The 20628-nt window shown below is 63.4% G+C and carries 18 protein-coding genes and 1 tRNA gene; 14 read left to right on the forward strand and 5 right to left on the reverse strand.

Annotated features, from left to right (window positions below):
- Nucleotides 1–9: 9 nt before the first annotated feature.
- From M52SOB_RS05060 to M52SOB_RS05070, 3 genes are read right to left on the reverse strand one after another with little or no spacing between them, the layout of a single operon-like run.
- Nucleotides 10–1767 carry a GGDEF domain-containing protein gene (locus M52SOB_RS05060; protein WP_131110865.1) on the reverse strand — a complete coding sequence of 586 codons (1758 nt, stop codon included), beginning with the start codon at nt 1765–1767 and terminating at the stop codon, nt 10–12.
- An 18-nt stretch (nt 1768–1785) separates the two neighbouring features.
- A complete protein-coding gene (locus tag M52SOB_RS05065; RefSeq protein WP_131110866.1) occupies nt 1786–2427 on the reverse strand; it encodes a response regulator in 642 nt (213 codons plus the stop codon).
- A 1-nt stretch (nt 2428) separates the two neighbouring features.
- A complete protein-coding gene (locus tag M52SOB_RS05070; RefSeq protein WP_131110867.1) occupies nt 2429–3949 on the reverse strand; it encodes a hybrid sensor histidine kinase/response regulator in 1521 nt (506 codons plus the stop codon).
- 77 nt (nt 3950–4026) lie between these two features.
- Here M52SOB_RS05070 and M52SOB_RS05075 point away from each other — a divergent pair.
- Nucleotides 4027–4102: transfer RNA gene (locus tag M52SOB_RS05075), tRNA-Thr, on the forward strand.
- A 36-nt stretch (nt 4103–4138) separates the two neighbouring features.
- Entirely contained in the window at nt 4139–6316 is a 2178-nt protein-coding gene (locus tag M52SOB_RS05080; RefSeq protein ID WP_131110868.1) for an exonuclease domain-containing protein, read from the forward strand.
- Between the two features lies 1 nt (nt 6317).
- On the opposite strand, the gene M52SOB_RS05085 is transcribed toward M52SOB_RS05080, so the two are convergent.
- Complete coding sequence (locus M52SOB_RS05085) at nt 6318–7403, reverse strand: ankyrin repeat domain-containing protein (RefSeq protein WP_172601750.1); 1086 nt, start codon at nt 7401–7403, stop codon at nt 6318–6320.
- Nucleotides 7404–7439: 36 nt separating this feature from the next.
- Between M52SOB_RS05085 and M52SOB_RS13910 the strand changes: the two genes are divergently transcribed.
- From M52SOB_RS13910 to M52SOB_RS05105, 5 genes are read left to right on the forward strand one after another with little or no spacing between them, the layout of a single operon-like run.
- Nucleotides 7440–7949, forward strand: a complete 510-nt coding sequence (locus M52SOB_RS13910; protein WP_172601751.1) for a TonB family protein — start codon at nt 7440–7442, stop codon at nt 7947–7949.
- Nucleotides 7946–8239, forward strand: a complete 294-nt coding sequence (locus M52SOB_RS05090; RefSeq protein WP_131110870.1) for a hypothetical protein — start codon at nt 7946–7948, stop codon at nt 8237–8239. The genes M52SOB_RS13910 and M52SOB_RS05090 overlap by 4 nt, the downstream gene beginning before the upstream one ends.
- A 9-nt stretch (nt 8240–8248) precedes the next feature.
- Nucleotides 8249–9226, forward strand: a complete 978-nt coding sequence (locus tag M52SOB_RS05095; protein ID WP_131110871.1) for an ABC transporter permease — start codon at nt 8249–8251, stop codon at nt 9224–9226.
- Complete coding sequence (locus tag M52SOB_RS05100; RefSeq protein ID WP_131110872.1) at nt 9223–10554, forward strand: ABC transporter permease; 1332 nt, start codon at nt 9223–9225, stop codon at nt 10552–10554. The genes M52SOB_RS05095 and M52SOB_RS05100 overlap by 4 nt, the downstream gene beginning before the upstream one ends.
- The gene (locus M52SOB_RS05105) at nt 10551–12509 is read left to right on the forward strand and encodes an ABC transporter ATP-binding protein (RefSeq protein WP_131110873.1); all 1959 of its coding nucleotides are present in this window, start codon (nt 10551–10553) and stop codon (nt 12507–12509) included. The genes M52SOB_RS05100 and M52SOB_RS05105 overlap by 4 nt, the downstream gene beginning before the upstream one ends.
- Here the strand turns inward: M52SOB_RS05105 and M52SOB_RS05110 are convergent.
- Nucleotides 12494–13759, reverse strand: a complete 1266-nt coding sequence (locus M52SOB_RS05110; RefSeq protein WP_284155213.1) for a transglycosylase SLT domain-containing protein — start codon at nt 13757–13759, stop codon at nt 12494–12496. The genes M52SOB_RS05105 and M52SOB_RS05110 overlap by 16 nt on opposite strands.
- 338 nt (nt 13760–14097) lie before the next feature.
- Here M52SOB_RS05110 and M52SOB_RS05115 point away from each other — a divergent pair, with 338 nt between their 5' ends.
- The 7 genes from M52SOB_RS05115 (at nt 14098) to M52SOB_RS05145 (ending at nt 20626) form a co-directional block, all read left to right on the forward strand.
- Nucleotides 14098–15102, forward strand: a complete 1005-nt coding sequence (locus M52SOB_RS05115; protein WP_131110875.1) for a TRAP transporter substrate-binding protein — start codon at nt 14098–14100, stop codon at nt 15100–15102.
- 215 nt (nt 15103–15317) lie between these two features.
- Nucleotides 15318–16040, forward strand: a complete 723-nt coding sequence (locus M52SOB_RS05120; RefSeq protein WP_131110876.1) for a TRAP transporter small permease subunit — start codon at nt 15318–15320, stop codon at nt 16038–16040.
- Complete coding sequence (locus tag M52SOB_RS05125; protein WP_131110877.1) at nt 16037–17320, forward strand: TRAP transporter large permease; 1284 nt, start codon at nt 16037–16039, stop codon at nt 17318–17320. The genes M52SOB_RS05120 and M52SOB_RS05125 overlap by 4 nt, the downstream gene beginning before the upstream one ends.
- A gap of 132 nt (nt 17321–17452) precedes the next feature.
- Complete coding sequence (ndk, locus tag M52SOB_RS05130; protein ID WP_131110878.1) at nt 17453–17881, forward strand: nucleoside-diphosphate kinase; 429 nt, start codon at nt 17453–17455, stop codon at nt 17879–17881.
- Nucleotides 17881–18990, forward strand: a complete 1110-nt coding sequence (rlmN, locus tag M52SOB_RS05135) for a dual-specificity RNA methyltransferase RlmN (protein ID WP_131110879.1) — start codon at nt 17881–17883, stop codon at nt 18988–18990. The genes ndk and rlmN overlap by 1 nt, the downstream gene beginning before the upstream one ends.
- Nucleotides 18991–18995: 5 nt before the next feature.
- Nucleotides 18996–19799 (forward strand): type IV pilus biogenesis/stability protein PilW, encoded by an 804-nt coding sequence (gene pilW / locus M52SOB_RS05140; protein ID WP_172601752.1) that lies wholly within the window; start codon nt 18996–18998, stop codon nt 19797–19799.
- Entirely contained in the window at nt 19796–20626 is an 831-nt protein-coding gene (locus M52SOB_RS05145) for a helix-turn-helix domain-containing protein (RefSeq protein WP_131110881.1), read from the forward strand. Before pilW ends, M52SOB_RS05145 begins: the two co-directional genes overlap by 4 nt.
- The last annotated feature ends 2 nt before the right edge of the window (nt 20627–20628 follow it).

Consider the following 20628-nt stretch of genomic DNA (forward strand, 5'->3'; position numbering starts at 1 on the left):
GCGTTTTTTTCAAGCCGCCATCACACGGTTCTTGCCGGCGCGCTTGGCGAGATACATCGCGGCATCGGCGCGTTGCAGGGCTGCTTCTGGCGACTCGTCGGGGCCGAGCTCGGCGACGCCGCAACTGAAGGTGATCAGCACTTTCTGGTTGTCATGCAGGAAGAAGTGTCGCGTCAGCTCGCGTTGCACGCGTTGCATCGCCGTGACGGCCTCTTCCAGCGCGGTGTTGGGCAACAGAATGACGAATTCCTCGCCGCCGTAGCGCGCCAGCGTGTCTGAGGGTCGGATGGTCGCTCCCACGACCTTGGCCAGATGCACCAGCGCGGCATCGCCGGCGGCATGCCCCAAGGCATCGTTGAGCTTCTTGAAATCGTCGATGTCGAGCAAGGCAAGACAAAGCTGGCTGCCGTGGCGCCGGGCGCGCGAAACCTCGGTCTCGATCGCTTCGTCCATGCCTTTGCGGTTGAGCGCGCCGGTGAGGGGATCGTGGCGCACCAGTTCGCTCGCCTGGGCGAGCTCCTGCTGCAGGCGCTGCACTTCCGCTTCGGCCGCCGCGACTTTCTGGCGCATCTGCTGCAGCTCGTCGTGGGTGCGCCGGGCATCGAGCTGGGCCGCGCGTGTTGCGTTCATCACTTCGTCGAGCACCTGGGTCAGCTCGGCAATGTCGCTGGCCTGGCTGATTTTTTCGGCGCAGCGCTCGAGCTTGTCGTGGTAGCTGCCGGTCGAGGCGGAAAAGTCGGCCAGCCGGTCGACGAAGCTGGCGAGCATCGCCTTGAGCTGTTCCTGGGCCTCGGTGAGGCTCTTTTTCAGCGCGCTTTGCTTGTAGATGACCTCCTTCATGCGGCGCTCGACTTCATCGAGCCGACGCAGATCGAGCGGCTGGGCGACCAACTCGAGCACGGTCGCGATCTGGCCATGCAGCCAGCGGTCGTCGATCACCAGCTCGCGGATGTTGTCGATGATGAGATGCAGCAGATGGAGCAGGGCAGCGCGGATCTCGTTCTGATCTTCGGCAACGAAATGCAGCCGATAGGCGAAACGTTTCAATGCAGCGACGAGCTTCGCGACGTCGTCGTTGCCGCGAGCGCTGCGAGCCGCGCCGGCCAATTGGCGCGCTTCGTCGAGCAGGGTGTCGTCGTCGCCGATGACGAGCGCGATCGTGGTCTCGAGGATCTGGGCGAGCAGTTCGAGCAGGTCGCGGGTCGTGTCGCCAAGCGTGGCCGGGGGGGCTGTGTCGGACAAACTCGGCGCTGGCGCACCGGCACCGCTGGGCTCGGCAGCAGCATCAAAAGTGGCGCTTTCCAGCGTGCCTGCCTGCGACCAGCTCTTCAGTAGCCCCTGGAGCCGGGTGTAGAGCAGTTCCGGCGAGGATGTGGCGCTCAGCACGTGTTCGAGCGCTTCGCGTTTGCGTGCTGGTGTGAGTTCGGCCTGGCGCATCTCCAGCCGGGTCAGCAGCTCACGGATCAACGCGGACCAGTTGGGCGGCTCCTCCGCCGACCTGGCGAGTAATTCGTCGAGCGCGGCCTTCACCGTTTCCCAGTTTTTTTCCTCGATCGCGTTTTCGATCTGGCGCGCGAAGCGCAGCTGTTCCGGCGTCCTGCGTGGCAGGCCGGCGAGCAGTCTTTTCAGCAATTTTTCCGGGAAGGGCTCCTGGGCCGTGGTGCCAGCGATTTCATGGTAGAGCGCCCGGTAGTTGTCCGGTGTCGGTGCGATGCGCTGCTGCGCCAGCCGTTTGAGGGTTTCGCGGGCGATTTCGAAGGGCGTCATTGCCGCAGATCCGGATGATCAGTCGACGAGGCCGTGCCGCAGGCCGTAGTGGATCAGCTCGGCGGTGCTCTTGAGTCCCATTTTCTCCAGCAGGCGCGCGCGGTAGGTGCTGACCGTGGCGACGCCCAGATTCAGTTCGTCGGCGATCTGCGTCAACGGCTTGCCTTGGGCGATCATCACCAGCACCTGATATTCGCGGTCGGTGATGCGCTCGTGCGGCAGTTTCTCAGTGTCGTCGGCGATGGCTTCGGCAAGCTGCTGGGCAACGCCCGGGCTGACATATTTCTTGCCGCGCGCGACCTGACGGATCGCGGTGACGAGCTGGTCCGGCGCGCTTTGCTTGGTTAGATAGCCGGAAGCGCCGGCTTTTAGCGCGCGCAGCGCATACTGTTCTTCGGGATGCATGCTGAGGATCAGCACCGGTTGCTTGGGAAACTCGCGCTTGAGCTGCTTCAGTGTGTCGATGCCGTTGCGGTTGGGCATCGAGATGTCGAGCAGGAAAACATCCCATTCGTTCTGGCGGGCGATGGCGAGCGCATCGACGCCATCGTCGGCTTCGCCGGCGACGACGAGGTCTTCGGTTTCGGAGAAAATCTGCTTGAACCCCTGACGCACGATGGCATGGTCGTCGGCGATCAGGACACGGATTTTTTCTGCCATTTCAGAACAGATCGGGCTGGATGACGGGTTCGGATTCGCCTGCGGTGACGACATCGCCGTGTCGCTCCGGCACTTTGAGGATCAGCAGCGTGCCACCTTGTTCCGCACTGGCGATGTGGAAGCTGCCGTCGAGGCTCTGCACCCGCTCACGGATGCCGCGCAGGCCGAAGGATTTGGGCTTGTCGAGGTCGCACTCGGCGATGCCGCGACCGTTGTCGCGAATCTCGAGCACGATATTACCGTTTTCGCGCTTCAGGCGCACGACGGCCAGCGAGGCGTGCGCATGCTTGGCAATGTTCGTCAGCGCTTCCTGGGTGATGCGGAACAGGGCCAGCGAGGTTTCGGGATCCACCTCGATGCCGTCGTCGCATTGCGCGCGGCAGGTGATGCCGGTGCTGTGCATGAAGTCTTCGGCCTGGCACTCGATCGCGGCGGCAAGTCCGAATTCCTTCAGGATCCCCGGGCGCAACTGCCGGGCGACCCGGCTGGCGGTGCTCATCGCCTGATCGAGCAGATTCTCGATCGAACGCGCCTTGTCGGCGAGCTCGGCGGGCAGCTTGCTGGCCAGGAGCGCCGCTTCGATCTTGAGACGCACGAGGATGCTGCCGAGCTCGTCATGGATGTCGCGTGCGATGCGTTCGCGCTCTTCTTCCTTCGCCGCTTCGAGGTGGAAGGAGAGGGCGGCGAGCTGGGCGCGCGATTCGCGCAGAGCGGCTTCGGTGTTCTTGGTGCGCGAGATGTCGGTCGCGATTCCGGTCCATTGCACCGTGCCGTCATCGTCACGATGGGGTAGCGAGCGCATGTCGATCCAACGCGTGCCGTCTCTGAGGCGACCTTCCCATAACAGTGGGTTGCCTGACTGGGCGGATTCCTGGAGTGCCGCGATCAGGGTTTGCTGATCGGCGGGCTGCAGACTGGCGAAAAACCGCTCCGTAGTGCCGCGGAGTTCGTGCGGGGCGATGCCGAGCAGGCGCGTGCTGCCCTCGCTGACATAGAGGAAACGGAAACGCCCGGCCGGATCGCGTTGTAGGTTGAACACCAACCCGGGCAGATTGCCGGCCAGCGCCCGAAAGCGCGTCTCGCTGTCGTGCAGCATTTCCAGCGCGGCGCGATGATCGGCGCGCTGAGCGGCTTCGCGGACCTCGCGCTCGACGGCGGCAGGCAGTCGTTCGAGCCGGTCGGTGAAGGCGACGTCATGCACCCCGCTGCGTAGCGCCTTCATTGCCGCGCGCTGGTCCGCGGGTTCGGCGATGACGATCAGCGGCGTTTCGAGACCGCGATCGCGTAAGGTCTTCAACGCAGCGGCCGGAGTGCAGCCAGCATGATTGAGACAATGCAATACCGCATCCCAGGACTGGGCACGCAAAGCCGCCCGCAACGAGGGTAACCCTACCGCCGAGGAAAATTCCGGCAGCGGACCTTCCCATTGCCAGCTATGGCGTAATTTTTCGATCTGTGCGGGCGAGTCGCACAGCACCAGAAGGTGTAAAGCGATGTCGCGGCGTGATGGAGCGGTTGTCATGGCATGGCCGGATGACCCGAATACTGGATTCTAGGATAGGCAATGCTCGCAGTTTATAATCTGCGTTTGCAGCATGTGCCGGCATAGCTCAGTCGGTAGAGCAACCGCCTTGTAAGCGGTAGGTCACCAGTTCGAATCCGGTTGCCGGCACCATTTTCAATTTCCCCTGTCGAGGCACACTGTGTGCCGATGAGCGCAAAAGTCCGCTTCATTCTGGCCGTGGTCATGCTGCTGCTGGTGATGACCGCACCCGTGGCCCTGACGATGGTGATTGCCCTACACGAGTTGCAGGGCGAGGAGCGTACTGCTTTTCTAGTCATCCTCGATCGTTGGCTGCCAGTCGGCCTGATGTTCTGGATGATTGCGCTGCTGCTCGGCGTGCAGGGGCTGCGGATCGTCTTCAAACAATATGTGCGCGGCATTTCGGCGCTGGCGGAACGGCTCCGTGTGATGATCGATGCCAACCGGGCCTACCGCATCACGCCCACCGGCCCGCCGGAAGTCCATGCTCTGGCCGAAGCGGCGAATGCGCTGGCCGATGCGCGCGACGCGCTGCAGGCCGATGTCGAGTCGCGCATCGCGGCCGCCAAGGCGGCAACCGAGGAGGAAAGAAACCGGCTTGCCGCGCTGGTCGCCGATCTGCCGATGCCGGTGCTGGTCTGCAATCTCGACGGCCGTATCCTGCTCTACAACAATCATGCCCGCCTGCAGGTGCGTGCGCTGGTGCCGGATGCCCATGCCGGCGGCGGCGTGATCGGTCTGGGCCGTTCGATCTACGGGGTCTTCGACCGTTCGCTGATCGGTCATGCGTTGGAATCGTTGCAACATCGTCTGGAGCGCGCGGGTGGCCGGCCGCTTGCTCACTTCATCACGACGACGCGCGCCGGACAGCTGATTCGTGTGCAGATGGCACCCGTGCTGTCCTCTGCCGCTCACCAAGACGAGGTGGCAGAGGCGGGTGCGCAGCCCGGCATCGCCGGTTATGTGCTGGTGATGGAAAACATCACCAAGCAGCTCGAAAGCGGCGCGCACTGCGATCGCACCGTGCAGGCGCTGGCCGACGATACGCGCGCGGCGCTCGCAGGAATCCGCGCCAGTTTGCATGGTTTGCGCGGCAGCGTTGCGCTGGACGAGGTGCAAGCCATCGCCGATGCCATCGAGGACGAGATCCAGATTCTCACCGTGCGACTCAACCAGTCCGCCCAGGAGTATGCGAATACGCTGATCGGCCGCTGGCCGCTCGAAGACATGCTCGGCGCCGATCTGGTGACGGCGGTCGGACGACGCATCGAGAAGCGGCTTGGTCTCACGGCGAAGATCGACGATGTGGCGGATGATCTCTGGGTTCGCGTCGATAGCTACTCGCTCACCCAGGCGATGACCTTCCTTGCCGCGAAGCTGGACGAGAGTTTCGGCGTCAGGCTGGTGCGTCTGCGGCTCGCCCGCACCGGGCGCATGGCCCAGCTGGAGCTGCATTGGGCCGGCACGGCGGTATCGACCGAAACCTTGCTCGGCTGGCAGCTCGAACCGATGACGATCGCCGGGGAAACCACACCGCTCACGTTGCGAGATGTCACCGACCGCCATGGCGGTCAGCTTTCCTGCGGCCGCAGCGCTGCGATCCAGCAATCCTTCTTCCGCATTGAGATTCCGGCCGCCGTGGCACAGGAAAGTGGTGAAGGCGCCTCGCTCATCCAGGTCGAGAGCCGGCCGGAGTTCTACGATTTCGATCTGTTCCATCGCGCCGGCGAGGATCGCACCAGCGACGACATGCCCCTTGCGGCACTCACCTACACGGTCTTCGATACCGAAACCACGGGTCTCGAGCCCTCCGCAGGTGACGAGATCATCCAGATCGGCGCGGTGCGCATCGTCAATGGACGTCTGCTGCGCCACGAGAACATCGACCAGCTCATCGATCCGCAGCGCCCATTGCGTCCCGAAGGCATTCCGATTCACGGCATCACCGAGGAAATGGTGCGCGGTCAGCCGACCATCGCCTCCGTCCTGCCGCAGTTCCACCGCTTTTGCGAAGGAACCGTCCTGGTCGCGCACAACGCCGCCTTCGACATGCGCTTCCTGCAGCTTAAGGAAGAAAAGCTCGGGATACGCTTCACCCAGCCGGTGCTCGACACACTGCTGCTCTCAGCGGTGATCCACCCCAACCAGGAATCGCACAAGCTCGAAGCGATCGCCGAGCGGCTCGGCATCACGATCATCGGCCGCCATACCGCGCTCGGCGATGCGATCGTCACCGCCGAGGTGTTCCTGCGCATGCTGCCGCTGTTGGCCGACAAGGGCATCCACACCCTCGGCCAGGCGCGGGCGGCGGCGGAAAAGACTTACTACGCCCGAGTGAAGTATTGAGTCATTGCCCGCTGGTGGCGCGGATCGCGGCGGCGGCGCGCCGGTAGAGTTCCAGCGCCCGTGTGCGGTCACCGGCGGCTTCGGCGGCACGGGCGCGTTCCAGCAGCTGGTCGGCGTCGGTGCCATCGCCTTCGGCGTAGCTGACCGACAGCGACTGTTTTTCCGGTGCGCTGCGCTTGGCGCGGATGACCAGTGCCTTGGGCGACTTTGGCGCCTGGCCCGTGTCCTTCTGTGCCGTCCTGCCAGCGCCGACTTTTTGCGGTTCCTGCCGGCTCTTCAGCTCGTCCCAAGCCTGCCGGTAAGCCAAGAGCGCCGCGTCGCGCTTGCCTTCGAGTTCGGCCAGCCGCGCCTTGCGCAGCAGTTCATCGACGCGGTCCGGCGCCTGAGCCGAGCGCACGGGCGGAGCAGGCGGATTTTCCGCGGCCTGGCGAGCGAGGGCGGCAAAGTTCTCGGCGCTGGTGAAGAGCTTGGCGATGTCGTAGTTGCCCTGCCGCATCGCCCAGGCGACGGCATCGTCGTCAGAGTCGTTCTTCAAGGCCGGGTTCGCGCCCGCTTCGAGCAAGCGTCGCGCCAGCTCGCCATGCCCTTCGCGCGCGGCCATCATCACCACTGTCGAGCCGTTGGTCGAACGCACATTGACCTCGGCGCCGGCGGCGAGCAGGTCTTCGACCACGCGGGCATGGCCGGCAAAAACGGCATAGTGCAATGCCGTCCAGGCGCGTTCCTTGCCCGGATTGGGGTGGGCGCCGTGGTCGAGCAGCCAGCGCAGCGCCGCCTGCTGGTTTTTCCACGCGGCGAGCATCAGCGCCGATTCACCGAAGCGGTTGGTGCGATCGATGTCGGCGCCGCGGGACAGGAACAGTTCCATCAGCGCAATGTTGCCGGTCCACGCCCCGATCATCAGTCCGGTGCCGATCAAGTGCCCTTCGAAGTTCGGATCGAGACCCTCATCGAGCCAGGCCGCGGCCTGCTGGGTGTCGCCCAATTCGAGCCGAACGGAGAAACGCACCGGATCGGGCAGTTCCGCATGAGCGGGTAGCGCGGCGAGCACCAGCGCCGAAAGGCAAGTCAGCAGCAGGTGTTTCATACCGAGGAGTTTACTTCGCTGCGGTAGCATGCGGCGATGGTGACAAAGCGATTCTTTCTGGCGCTGTTGATTAGCCTCGCACTGCATACACTCATCCTGGTACCGTTCGAGTGGTGGTGGCCGCACCGCAGCATGGCGCCTCTTCCGGTCGCGCTGGCCGTGCGTTTGCCGCCCCTGGCGCAGACGGACGCGCTGGCCACGATGGTCGATGAACCGCCGCTGCCCCCGCGTGCCGTTGCGCCAGCGCCGAGTCCGACGCCTCGCGAGCCGCCGCGCCCGTTGCGTGGCAAGGCGTTGCAATCGGCGCTGGCCGCCTTGACCCGTGAGGAGTTCTATCCCCGCGAGGCCATCGAACGGGGGCTGGAGGGCCGCGTCGTGCTGCTCCTGACGCTCGACGATTCCGGCCGTGTGGCGCGCATCGAGGTGGCGAGCTCTTCCGGCCATGCGCTGCTCGACGATGCGGCGCGCCAGGCGGCCGCGCGCATCACTCGCCTGCCTGCCGACCGCCGTCAGGTGCTGCTGCCCGTGGAGTTTCGCCTCGAATGAAGACCATCCACCTCCATGCCGCCGCACCGGAGAAGCCCGCCGTCGGCGCGCCTTGCAACGGCTGTGGCGTTTGTTGCGCGCTCTTACCGTGTCCGTTATCCCGCTTCCTGCTCGGCCATCGGCATGGCGCCTGTCCAGCGCTCACATGGGAGGGCGCCCGTTATGTCTGTGGCCTCGTCGTCGCGCCGCGCGGACTGGCCCGCCTTTTACCGCATCGACTCGTGCTGCGCTGGATCGGTGTCGGCGTCGGCTGCGATTGCGATGCCGAAGTCGCCGACGATGTTTTATAGTCGCTGGCGATGCTCGCCTATCTGATCCGCCGCCTGCTCTATGCCCTGCCGATCCTGATCGGCGTCAATGTCATCACCTTCGCGCTGTTTTTCGTCGTCAATACCCCGGACGACATGGCGCGCATGCAGCTCGGCGTCAAGCGTGTCACCCCCGAGGCGATCGAGAAGTGGAAGGCCGAGCGCGGCTACGACCTGCCGCTGTTTTGGAACGCGCAAGAAACCGGTGCCGGAAAATTCACGCGCACGATCTTTTTCACCAAATCGGTGAAGATGTTCGCATTCGACTTCGGCCGCGCCGATGATGGCCGCGACATCGCGCGCGAGATCCGGCTGCGCATGGGGCCGAGCCTTGCGGTGGCGGTGCCGGTGTTCGTGCTGGGGCTCATTGCGGCGATTTCGTTCGCGCTCTTGCTCGTTTATTTTCGCGCCACCTATCTCGATTTTGCCGGCGTCGTGCTGTGCGTGGCGATGATGTCGATCTCCAGCCTCTTTTACATCATCGGCGGTCAGTGGCTGGTCTCCAAGGTCTGGCATCTGGTGCCGATCTCCGGTTACGCCGAGGGGCTGTCGGCGACGAAGTTCGTCATCCTGCCGGTGATCATCAGTGTGCTGGCGGGGCTGGGGGCATCCTCGCGCTGGTATCGCACGATCTTTCTCGAAGAGGCGAGCAAGGATTACGTGCGTACCGCGCGCGCCAAGGGCTTGTCGGAGCGCCTGGTGCTGTTCCGTCACGTGCTGAGGAACGCCTTGATACCGATCCTCACCGGCGCGGTGGTGCTGATTCCCTCGCTGTTCATGGGTAGCCTCTTGATCGAGGCGTTCTTCGGCATTCCCGGCCTGGGCAGCTATACGATCGATGCCATCAACGCGCAGGACTTCGCCGTGGTGCGCGCGATGGTGTTCATCGGCTCGGTGCTCTACATCGTCGGGCTGATCCTCACCGACATTTCCTACACGCTCGCCGACCCGCGCATCCGGCTGCAATGAAGTTCGTCCTGCTTGTCTCGGATGCGCTGTTTTTCCTGCTCGTCGTGGCGGCGATCATCGGTGGGATTTGGGCGCGTCGCGTCGAGCATTTGCGGGCGAGCTGGCGGCGCGTCGGTCAAAGCCGTGTGGCGATGGCGTCAGCGACGCTGCTCCTCGCCTTCACCGTCGTTGCGCTGCTGGATTCGGTGCACTATCGCGAACGGCTGCCGGGGGAGGGGGAAAACTACGCGGTGGAGGTGCGATCGCTCCTCGATGCGCTGCTCGGCGATCTGCGCACGCACACCGAGAAGACCTACTCGGCGCCGCTCGCCACGCACTCCTTCGCCAAGGAGACCATCGAAGGCGAGGGACGCGACTTTCCGCGCTTGAAACACGGCGGCGCGCACCTAGGCGAGGATCTCTCCCGCCATGGCCTCGATATCGCCTTGCGTGTCCTCAAAGGACTGGGGGCCGGGGTGCTCGTCTGGCTGACGCTATGGCTCGCTGGGGCCGCGTGGCGGGAAAAGACGCCGCATCTGGCCTGGGATGCCGTGTTCCTCACCTTGCTGGCGCTTTGCCTCATTGCCGGCCCCGTTGCCGTGCTGGCACAGGGCTATCATGTGTTCGGCACCGACAAGGTGGGGCAGGACGTGCTCTATCTCACATTGAAGAGCGTTCGCACCGGACTGTTGATCGGCACGCTCACCACCTTGATCATGCTGCCGGCGGCGGTGTTCCTCGGCATCCTCGCCGGCTATGCCGGCGGCTGGATCGACGACGTGATCCAGTATCTCTACACGACGCTCAATTCGATTCCCGGCGTGCTGCTCATCGCCGCTGCGGTATTGATGATGCAGGTGGTGATCGACACGCATCCCGAATGGTTCGCCACCAGCGCCGAACGGGCCGATGCGCGGCTCATCGCGCTGTGCGCGATCCTGGGGATCACCAGCTGGACGGGGCTGTGCCGGCTGCTGCGCGGCGAGACGCTGAAACTGCGCGAACTCGAATACGTGCAGGCGGCGCGCGCGCTGGGGGTTTCGCATCTCACCATCTTGACGCGCCACATCCTGCCGAACGTGATGCACATCGTGATGATCGCGATCGTGATGGATTTCTCGGGGCTGGTGCTCGCCGAGGCGGTGCTCTCCTATGTCGGCATCGGCGTCGATCCGAACACGATCAGCTTCGGCACGATGATCAACACCGCGCGCATGGAGCTCGCGCGCGAGCCGATGGTCTGGTGGTCCTTGGCCGCCGCCTTCGTCTTCATGTTTGCGTTGGTGCTGGCGGCGAATCTCTTTGCCGACGTGGTGCGCGACGCCTTCGATCCGCGGGTGGCGAAATGACGCTGCTTTCGGTGAGCGGATTGACCATCGACATCGGTCCCGCTCGTCCGGTCGAGGGCGTCTCGTTCGAAATCGCCCACGGGGAGACTTTCGCGCTGGTCGGAGAATCCGGCTGCGGCAAGTCGCTCACTGCGCTCGCGCTGATGCGATTACTCCCCGAGGCAGCGCGCATCGCTGGCGGCAGCGTGCATTTTGCCGACATGGATCTCTTTGCGTTGCCGGAGGCCCAAATGCGCAAGGTGCGCGGCGGCCGCATCGGCATGATCTTCCAGGAGCCGGCGACCAGTCTGAATCCGGTGATGACGGTGGGCGAGCAGATCGGCGAAGCCTTGCGGCTGCATGGCGGCTCGACGGATGCAAGACGAGTCGTCGAACTGCTCACCGCGGTGGGCATTCCCGATCCCGAGCGGCGGGCCCGCGAGTATCCGTTCCAGATGTCGGGCGGCATGAAGCAACGGGCGATGATCGCGATGGCGCTGGCCGGTGAGCCCGAGCTGCTGATCGCCGATGAGCCGACCACCGCGCTCGATGTGACGATCCAGGCCCAGGTACTCGATCTGCTGGCGCAGCTATCCGAAAAGCGCGGCATGGCGATGCTTCTCATCACCCACGATCTGGGAGTGGTGGCGAGGATGGCCGCTCGTGTCGGCGTGATGTATGCGGGCGAGCTCGTCGAGATTGCGCCACGCGCCGCTTTTTTCGCCACGCCGGCACACCCCTATTCAAAACGGCTCTTCGCTGCCTTGCCCGACTCGGCGGCACGCCGCTCGCGACTGGCGACGATCCCCGGCAGCGTGCCGTTGCCGACCGAGCGACATGCGGGCTGCCGCTTCGTATCCCGGTGTGCGGAGGCTCTACCGCAGTGCGGCACGGTGCCGCCCCCCTGGCGCGAACCGGCGCCGGGGCATCGTGTGCGCTGTCATCTGGACGCTTTCGACGTCGGCGTGGTGAAGGGCATCGTCTCGCCGGACGACGATGCGTTGCGTAAAGTCGGCGCTGGCATCACGGCACCCGCGCACGATGAGGATGGCGAAGTTCCTTCAGCGGATGTCCTGCTCGAAGCGCGCGACATCAAGGTGCATTTCCCGATCCGGCGCGGCGTGCTGCAACGTGCCGTCGGTTGGGTGCGGGCCGTCGATGGCGTCGATTTTTGCATCGCAAGAGGACGCACGCTGGCGTTGGTCGGCGAATCGGGCTGCGGCAAGACCACGGTCGGCAAGGCGATCCTCGGCTTGCAGCCGGCGACGGCGGGAACGGTGAAGCTCGCAGGCCGGGTGTTGGATGGGCTGGCGCCCAACGAGATGCAGATGGTGTTCCAGGATCCGTTCGGCTCCCTGAATCCGCGCCTGCGTATCGATGCCATCGTCCGCGAGGGACGGCCGGAGGCCGACGTCCCGGCCTTGCTGCGCCAGGTGGGCTTGACGCCGGAGATGGTCAAGCGCTATCCGCACGAATTCTCTGGCGGGCAACGTCAGCGCATCGCGATCGCCCGCGCTTTGGCCGTCGCGCCACGACTGTTGATCTGTGACGAGCCGACTTCGGCGCTCGACGTCTCGGTGCAGGCGCAGATCCTCAATCTGCTGCTCGATCTGCAAGCACAGCTGGGGCTCGCCTATCTCTTCATCACCCACAACATCGCTGCGGTCGGGTTCCTTGCGCATGAGGTGGCGGTGATGTATCTGGGCCGCATCGTCGAACAGGGGACGGTCGAAGAGGTGTTGGCCAACCCGCGCCATCCCTATACGCAGGCGCTCCTCGCCGCCGTGCCGAAGATCACGGGCGCCCCGGGAGAGCGGCTTTTGGTGCCGGGTGACCCGCCCTCGCCGGCGAATCCGCCGCCGGGCTGCCATTTCCATCCGCGCTGCCCGCGCGCAACGGCGCGCTGCCATGCGGCCTATCCGGCGACTGCCGTGATTTCGGCGACGCACTGGGTGCGCTGTTATTTTCCCGATTGAGGCTTTTTCTTGGTTGGCCGGGGCTTGGCCGGCGTTTTCGTTTTCGCTCTCACGGCTGGTTTCGCGCTTTGCTTGACGGTCGCCGTGAGTTTCCTCTTGCCGCTGGCAGCCAACGTGCTGCCTTTGCGGCCCGTCGCGGCGCTTTCCTTTGGCAGCGGCGGAGGTTCGGGCAGCGCACGAGCGACGGTTTCCGCCGCCTGGCTGCCGGGTCTGGGCACCAGCAGGGTGAAGCCGGGCTTGAGCTTGATGCGGGGGGTGATGCCATTGATTTGCCGCAGTCGCGCCTCTGAGAGCTTGAAACGGGCGGCGACCCTGGCGAGGGTGTCACCGCGCTTCAGCGCATAGGTCGTCCAGTTCGACAGCGGCTTGTCTTCGGCCTCGTAACGTTCCAGATTGGTGACGAAGGTGCCGATCTTTTCCACGGGGAGCAGCAGTTCCTCGCCGGCATGATTGCCATCGATCACCGGGCGATGGTAAGCCGGGTTCAGGGCGACGAACTCCTCGACCGAAATGCCGGCGAGCTGCGCGGCGAGTGCGACATCGATGCGCGCCGGTTTCGGCACGCTCTCGAAATAAGGCCGGTTGGGAATCGGCGGCAGGTAGATGCCGAACAATTCCGGTTGCGCGATGATGTTTTTCAAGGCTTGCAGTTTTGGCACGTAGTTGCGGGTCTCGGCGGGCATCGTCAGGCTTGCATAGTCGGTGGGCAGGCCCTTGGCCGCGTTTTTGGCGATCGCCCGGCCGACGGCGCCTTCGCCCCAGTTGTAGGAAGCCAGCGCCAGATGCCAGTCGCCGTGCATGTCGTAGATTTTCTGCAGGTAGGTCAAGGCCGCGTCGGTCGAGGCAATGATGTCGCGACGTTCGTCGGCCCACCAGTCCTGGTCGAGGTTGTAGGTCTTGCCGGTCGAGGGGATGAACTGCCAGAGCCCCATCGCCCGAGCACTCGACACGGCGCGGGGGTTGAAGGCGCTCTCGACCATCGGCAACAGGGCGAGCTCGCTGGGCATGCCGCGTTTTTCGAGCTCTTCGACGATGTGGTAGAGATAGCGCCGGCCGCGCTCGAAGATACGGCGCAGCATTTCCGGGCGGTTCAGATACCAGGACTGATGTTCCGCGACGAGTGGATCGTGTAGATCCGGCATGCCGAAGCCACGCCGGATGCGCTGCCAGAGATCGCCGGGTGGGACGGTCAGGTCGATGAGTGGCGGTGTGCCATTTTCCTGGAGCGCCTGTTTGGGCAGTGCCGACATCGGCATTCCGGCAGCGGTGGGCTCTGAACGGACGCTGGTTGCGGACTCCGGGGCAGACGGCATGACAGCGTCCATGGAGTCGGCGGTTCTGTCCCTGCTTCCTTCGGGGAGTGAGGCGCAAGCGCCGAGCTGCAGAACCAGCAGCAGAAAAGCGAGGCGCAGAATGGAATGCATGAGATGACCGCTTTGGGAAAGGGGAGAAGTTTAACCGCTCGCGGCGTGTCAGGATTTCCGCCGCTCATCGAGTCTGCGGAAAACCACAATGGTGCGCCGAGGGGTTGAATGGCTATCTTCGATACTCACAAAGCCGATCAAGACCGATTTCGAGGAGATACGGGATGAAACTACGCATTTTCATGATGGGCCTCATGGCCGCCACGTTTGCCTGCACGGCATTTGCGCAGCAGCCGATCGTGATCAAGTTCAGCCACGTCGTGGCAACCGACACACCGAAGGGCAAGGGTGCCGAATTCTTCAAACAGAAGGCGGAAGAACTGACCAAAGGGCGTGTCAAGATCGAGGTCTATCCGAACAGCACGCTCTACAAGGACAAGGAGGAGATGGAGGCGCTGCAATTGGGCGCCGTGCAGATGCTGGCGCCCTCGCTCGCCAAGTTCGGCCCCTTGGGCGTCAAGGAATTCGAACTCTTCGATCTGCCGTTCATCTTCGACAATTATCAGGAACTGCACAAGGTGACCACCGGCCCGGTGGGCAAGAGCCTCCTGAAGAAGCTCGAATCCAAGGGCATCCTCGGGCTGGCTTATTGGGACAACGGCTTCAAGGTGATGAGCGCCAACAAGCCGCTGCGTATGCCGGAAGACTTCAAGGGGCTCAAGATGCGCATCCAGTCTTCGAATGTGCTCGAGGCGCAGATGCGTGCCTTGGGGGCGCTGCCGCAAAAGATGGCCTTCTCCGAGGTCTATCAGGCTTTGCAGACCGGCGTCGTGGATGGCACCGAGAACCCGCCGTCGAACCTCTACACGCAAAAGATGCATGAGGTGCAGAAGTATGTGACGCTCTCCGACCACGGCTATCTCGGCTATGCGGTGATCGTCAACAAGAAGTTCTGGGAGAGCCTGCCCGCCGACATTCGTCAACAGCTCGAAACAGCGATGGAGCAGGCGACGCGCTATGCCAACCAGATCGCCAAGGTTGAGAACGACCAGGCACTCGAGGCTGTCCGGAAGTCTGGCAAGAGCGAGATCATTACGCTCACACCCGAACAGAAGAAGGCCTGGAAGAAGGCGCTCGTCAAGGTGCATGAGCAGATGGCCGACCGCATCGGCAAGGATCTCATCGAGTCTGTCTATAAGGAAACCGGCTTCGATCCGAAGAAGCTGTGAAACTCACTCATTGAAACCCCTGCGAAACTGGCTGCGCGGGCGGTCTGCTGCGTTGCGCGGTGCTCGCTCCCTCGCCTATCTATTTGATATGTCTCGGTCGCTGCGCTCCGTGCGCCTTGCATCCCATCCCGCTCGCGGCGTTTCGCAGGGGTTTCTCATTGACGAAAAGCACACGGGGAGCGCAAAGCTCCCCGTGTCATTTGCCGGAAAAGCGCATGAAGATTCTCGATCACCTGGAAGAGTGGCTGATTACCTTTCTGATGGGCGCGGCAACGACGATCATCTTTGTTGCCGTCTTGCATCGCTATGCCTCGGGTTGGCCGATCCCAGTCGTGCAGGACTGGCTGATTTCGCTCAACCTCTCCTGGGCGCAGGAGCTTTGCATCATCATGTTCGTCTGGATGGCGAAATTCGGCGCGGCCTATGGGGTGCGCACCGGCATCCATGTGGGCGTGGATGTGCTGATCAACCGGCTGTCCGACCGGACGCGGGCCAAGTTCATCGTCTTTGGTCTGCTCGCCGGCGCGTTATTTACGGGCATCGTCGGCACGCTGGGCGCGATCTTCGTCTGGGAAAACGGCGCGCATTACGGCATTTTCAAATTTCTCGGCATCGATACCGGCGAGCTCTACGAAGGGCCGACGACCCCCGATCTCGAATGGCCGACTTGGATCGTCTATTCGGCGATTCCGCTCGGTTCCTACCTGATGTGTTTCCGCTTCCTCCAGGTGCTGGCGAGCTTTCTGCGCAGCGGCGAGTTGCCGCATCACGACCACGGCCATGTAGACGGCATCGACGAGTCGCATCCGCTCGCCGTCGACGCCAATCCCTATGCGATGGACGACGAACTACATCCGCACGATCTCGGCTATGAGCGGCGTCATCGGCAAGAGGGGCCGCCGAACGGCCATGAGCGTCGCCAAGGTGGGCAATCATGACCGCCCTCATCATCTTCGGCCTGCTCGCCGCACTGATGCTCACCGGCATGCCGGTGTCCATCTCGCTGGGTCTCACGGTGCTGATCTTTCTCTTCGGCTTCACTCAGGTGCCGCTCGAATCGGTCGCACTGAAGTTGTTTACCGGCATCGAGAAGTTCGAGATCATGGCGATCCCATTCTTCATCCTCGCCGGCAACTTCTTGACCCACGGGGGGGTGGCGCGCCGCATGATTGCTTTCGCTACCGCGATGGTGGGGCATTTGCGCGGCGGCCTGGGGCTTTCGTCCGTGTTCGCCTGTGCGCTGTTCGCGGCGGTCTCCGGCTCCAGCCCGGCGACCGTGGTGGCGATCGGTTCGATCATGCTGCCGGCGATGGTCAAGGCCGGCTATCCGAAGCCGTTCGGCGTCGGTGTGGTGGCCTCCTCCGGCGGTCTGGGCATCCTGATCCCGCCCTCGATCGTCATGGTCATGTATGCGGTGACGACCAACAGTTCGATCGGCGCCCTCTTCATGGCTGGCGTGATTCCCGGCCTGCTGTTGGCGTTCTTTCTCGGCTTCACGACCTGGTATCGTGCTCGTCGCGGCGATTATCCGCGTGAACGCCGCTATTCCTGGCGCGAGCGCCTGACCGCGCTGCGCGAGTCGATCTGGGGGCTGCTTTTGATCATCGTCGTCATCGGCGGCATCTACAGTGGCCTATTTACGCCGACCGAGGCGGCAGCGATGAGCGCCGTCTATGCCTTCGTGATCGCCGTGTTCGTTTATAAGGACCTCAGCCTGCGCGATGTGCCCAAGGTGCTGTTGAACTCGGCAAACATGAGCGCGATGCTGCTCTACATCATCACCAACGCCGTATTGTTTTCATTCATCCTCACCAACGAGCAGATTCCGCAGAGCATCGCCGCCTGGCTGCTCGACTCTGGCATCGGCACGATCGGCTTTTTGCTGGCGGTCAATATTCTGCTGCTGGTGATGGGCAACTTCATGGAGCCCTCGTCGATCATCCTCATCACTGCGCCGATACTGTTCCCCATCGCCGTCAAGCTAGGCATCGACCCGATCCATTTCGGCGTGATGATCACCGTGAACATGGAAATCGGCATGATCACGCCCCCCGTGGGCTTGAACCTCTACGTCGCCAGCGGCATTAGCAAGATGGGCTTGACCGAGTGCACCAAGGCTGTCTGGCCATGGCTGATCACCATGCTGGTGTTCCTGGCCCTGATTACCTATGTGCCGCAGGTGTCGATCTGGCTGCCGAAGTCATTGGGAATGATGTAGCCTCGCACTGAACCCCGCCAGCCCGGACGAGAGCCGCGTGGTGTGCGCAGCACCCCCGTCGCCCTTTCTGCGATAGAATTCGCAGCCCTTTGTTTTGCTTATCAATCAGTTGGAAAAGAAAGGTTTTTACCAATGGCCATTGAACGTACCCTGTCGATCATCAAACCCGATGCCGTGGCGAAGAACGTGATCGGCAAGATCTATTCCCGTTTCGAGACCAACGGCCTCAAGATCGTCGCTGCCCGCATGGCCTGGCTTTCCGAGCGCGAGGCCGCCGGTTTCTATGCCGTGCACAAGGAGCGCCCGTTCTTCAAGGATCTCGTCAAGTTCATGACCTCCGGCCCGGTGATGATCCAGGTGCTCGAAGGCGAGAATGCGATCGCCAAGAACCGTGAACTGATGGGCGCCACCGACCCGAAGAAGGCCGAGAAAGGCACCATTCGTGCCGATTTCGCCGAGAGCATCGATGCCAACGCCGTGCATGGTTCCGACGGTCCCGAGACCGCGAAGACCGAGATCGCTTATTTCTTCCCGGAACTGGACGTTTTCTCCGGCCGTTGATGACGACCAATCTGCTCGATTTCGATATCGATGGGCTGACAGCCTGGTTCGCGCAGTTGGGCGAGAAACCCTTCCGCGCCCGCCAGGTGTTGCGCTGGATGCATCGTTTCGGCGTCGACGATTTCGGGCAGATGACCGATGTGGCGAAAAGCCTGCGTGAGAAGCTGGCGGAAACGGCCGAGATTCGCGGCCCTGTCCCCGTGCGTGACAGCACGGCTGCCGATGGCACGCGCAAGTGGCTGCTGGACGTGGGGCAGGGCAATGCCGTCGAGACGGTGTTCATTCCCGAAGCCAGCCGCGGCACCCTGTGCGTGTCGACGCAGGTGGGCTGCGCGCTCGAATGCGCGTTTTGCTCGACGGGTCGGCAAGGCTTCAACCGCAATCTGACGACGGCCGAGATCATCGGCCAGCTCTGGCACGCGAACCGCATGCTCGGCGCGGTCAAGCAGCCGGGGGTGAGCGATTCCGGAGAGCGGGTGATCAGCAACGTCGTGCTGATGGGCATGGGCGAGCCGCTCGCCAATTACGACAATGTCGTCGCCGCCTTGCGGCTGATGTTGGATGACCATGCTTACGGCCTGTCGCGCCGGCGTGTCACCGTCTCCACCGCCGGGATGGTGCCGGCGATCGATCGGCTACGTGCGGATTGTCCGGTGGCGCTGGCGGTCTCTCTCCATGCGCCGAACGACGCCTTGCGCGATCAACTGGTGCCACTCAACAAGAAATATCCGCTCAAAGAGCTCATGGCGGCCTGCCGGCGCTATCTGGAAAACGCGCCGCGCGATTTCATTACCTTCGAATACGTGCTGCTCGCGGGGGTGAATGATCACGCCGAGGATGCGCGCGCTTTGTTGAAACTGGTACGCGACATCCCCTGCAAGTTCAACCTGATTCCGTTCAATCCCTTCCCGGAGTCGGGTTTTCGCAAGCCTTCCGCGGAGCACGTGCGCTGCTTCCAGGAAATCCTGATGGCTGCCGACATCGTCACGACAGTGAGGAAAACCCGCGGTGATGAGATCGACGCGGCTTGCGGCCAGTTGGCGGGGCAGGTCAGGGACAGGACCAAACGCAGTTCGATCAAGTTATCTCCAGAGGCACTCGTTCTATGATCCCGATGCGCTCGTTGACGTTTCTGCTTGCCCTGGCATCCGCCCTGGCAGGCTGTGCGGGCACGTCCGCTCCGCCCAAGCAGGAGCCGCTGCCCGATCTGGAACAGCAGACGGCGAGCGGCCCGCCCGTGGCCGCCGATCCGCGCGAACGGGCGAAGGTACATACCGATCTCGGCCTCGCCTATCTGCGCGATGGCCAGTATGAAGTCGCGCTCAACGAAGCCAAGATCGCTATCGAGGCTCAGGACGGCTATGCGCCGGCCTATAACCTGAAGGGGCTCGTGCATATGGTTCTTGGCCAGAACTCGGAGGCCGAGGCGGCCTTCCGTCAGGCACTGGCACTGGCTCCAGGCAACCCCGAGATCAGCAACAACTACGGGTGGTTCCTCTGTCAGACGGGCAGGGTCAAGGATTCATTCGCCCATTTCAACAAGGCGCTCTCCAATCCGCTCTACAAGACGCCCGCCACCGCCCTGCACAACATGGGCGTGTGCGCGCTGATGGACAAGGACGACGTCACCGCCGAGTCCTACCTGTTCCGTGCCCTGAAGCTCGATCCGAACGATCTGCGCGCCTATTACCTGTTGGCAGAAATCGATTACCGGCGCGGACGTTACGAAGACGCACGCGAGTGGCTGCGCAAGCTGCATGAGAAGATCGAACCGACCGCGGAAACCGTCTGGCTGTCGTTGCGTATCGACCGCAAACTCGGCGACCGCAAGAGCGAGGCGGCCAACATGGGACTCCTGCGCGGGAAATTCCGTGATTCGCCCGAATATCTGTTGATGATGCGCGGAGCGTTCGATTGAGCGAGTTGGAGCACAGCATCGCCGGCAGCGAAACTTCGCCGGTAGCAGCAACCCCTTCTGTCGGGGCGCAGCTGCGGGCCGCGCGCGAGGCGGCGCAACTGACCCATGACGATGTCGCCCAGACGCTGAAATTCAGCCCACGTCAGATCGCCGCCCTCGAAGCCGACGATTACGCGGCGCTGCCCGGCGCGACGATCGTGCGCGGTTTCGTGCGCAACTACGCGCGCCTGCTGAAACTGGATGCGGCGGCTTTGTTGCAGCAGCTCGACGCCGCCTTGCCAAGCGGGCCGGCCGAAGTGCGTCCGCCCGACAACATGGGGATTGCCAGCGAACGACATGGTTCGCGTGAATCGTCCTCGTTGCTGACTGTGTCACTGGTGCTGCTGCTGGCCGCTGCCTTGTTGGTGCTGTGGCATTTCTTCGGCCCGGCGCCACAGCGGCCTGCGACTGCGGCTGGTGGCGCCGAATCGTCGATCGGACAAACCACCAGCCTGACGCCTGCTTCACCGTCTGCTGCGCCGGCGCCCGCTGCCACGCCTGGCGACGGTCCCGCGTTGCCGCCCGCCAAAGTGGTGAACGGTGAGGGATTGACGCCGGCTTTGCATTTCTCGTTTGCCGACCGTTCCTGGGTCGAGGTCGTCGATGCAAACAAGCAGGTGCTGCACAGCGCTGAGAATCCGCCGGGCAGCGAGCTGAATCTCACCGGTCAGCCGCCGTTTGACATCGTGATCGGCAATGCGACGAAGGTCACCCTGTCCTATGATGGCAAGCCGATCGACCTCGCTCCCTACACCCGCGCCGAAGTGGCGCGCCTGAGACTCGAATGACC

Origin of the sequence: Sulfuricystis thermophila (genome assembly GCF_004323595.1) — a bacterium.
Classification (GTDB): domain Bacteria; phylum Pseudomonadota; class Gammaproteobacteria; order Burkholderiales; family Rhodocyclaceae; genus Sulfuricystis; species Sulfuricystis thermophila.

Bases quoted from the DNA above. Each gene is read 5' to 3' on its own strand.
- M52SOB_RS05125 (WP_131110877.1), top strand. From the start codon at position 16,037: ATGACCGCCCTCATCATCTTCGGCCTGCTCGCCGCACTGATGCTCACC.
- M52SOB_RS05065 (WP_131110866.1), bottom strand. From the start codon at position 2,427: ATGGCAGAAAAAATCCGTGTCCTGATCGCCGACGACCATGCCATCGTG.
- M52SOB_RS05085 (WP_172601750.1), bottom strand. From the start codon at position 7,403: ATGAAACACCTGCTGCTGACTTGCCTTTCGGCGCTGGTGCTCGCCGCG.
- M52SOB_RS05115 (WP_131110875.1), top strand. From the start codon at position 14,098: ATGAAACTACGCATTTTCATGATGGGCCTCATGGCCGCCACGTTTGCC.
- M52SOB_RS05060 (WP_131110865.1), bottom strand. From the start codon at position 1,767: ATGACGCCCTTCGAAATCGCCCGCGAAACCCTCAAACGGCTGGCGCAG.
- M52SOB_RS05070 (WP_131110867.1), bottom strand. From the start codon at position 3,949: ATGACAACCGCTCCATCACGCCGCGACATCGCTTTACACCTTCTGGTG.
- M52SOB_RS05100 (WP_131110872.1), top strand. From the start codon at position 9,223: ATGAAGTTCGTCCTGCTTGTCTCGGATGCGCTGTTTTTCCTGCTCGTC.
- M52SOB_RS13910 (WP_172601751.1), top strand. From the start codon at position 7,440: ATGGTGACAAAGCGATTCTTTCTGGCGCTGTTGATTAGCCTCGCACTG.
- M52SOB_RS05120 (WP_131110876.1), top strand. From the start codon at position 15,318: ATGAAGATTCTCGATCACCTGGAAGAGTGGCTGATTACCTTTCTGATG.
- M52SOB_RS05090 (WP_131110870.1), top strand. From the start codon at position 7,946: ATGAAGACCATCCACCTCCATGCCGCCGCACCGGAGAAGCCCGCCGTC.
- M52SOB_RS05095 (WP_131110871.1), top strand. From the start codon at position 8,249: ATGCTCGCCTATCTGATCCGCCGCCTGCTCTATGCCCTGCCGATCCTG.
- M52SOB_RS05110 (WP_284155213.1), bottom strand. From the start codon at position 13,759: ATGTCGGCACTGCCCAAACAGGCGCTCCAGGAAAATGGCACACCGCCA.
- rlmN (WP_131110879.1), top strand. From the start codon at position 17,881: ATGACGACCAATCTGCTCGATTTCGATATCGATGGGCTGACAGCCTGG.
- pilW (WP_172601752.1), top strand. From the start codon at position 18,996: ATGCGCTCGTTGACGTTTCTGCTTGCCCTGGCATCCGCCCTGGCAGGC.
- ndk (WP_131110878.1), top strand. From the start codon at position 17,453: ATGGCCATTGAACGTACCCTGTCGATCATCAAACCCGATGCCGTGGCG.
- M52SOB_RS05105 (WP_131110873.1), top strand. From the start codon at position 10,551: ATGACGCTGCTTTCGGTGAGCGGATTGACCATCGACATCGGTCCCGCT.
- M52SOB_RS05080 (WP_131110868.1), top strand. From the start codon at position 4,139: ATGAGCGCAAAAGTCCGCTTCATTCTGGCCGTGGTCATGCTGCTGCTG.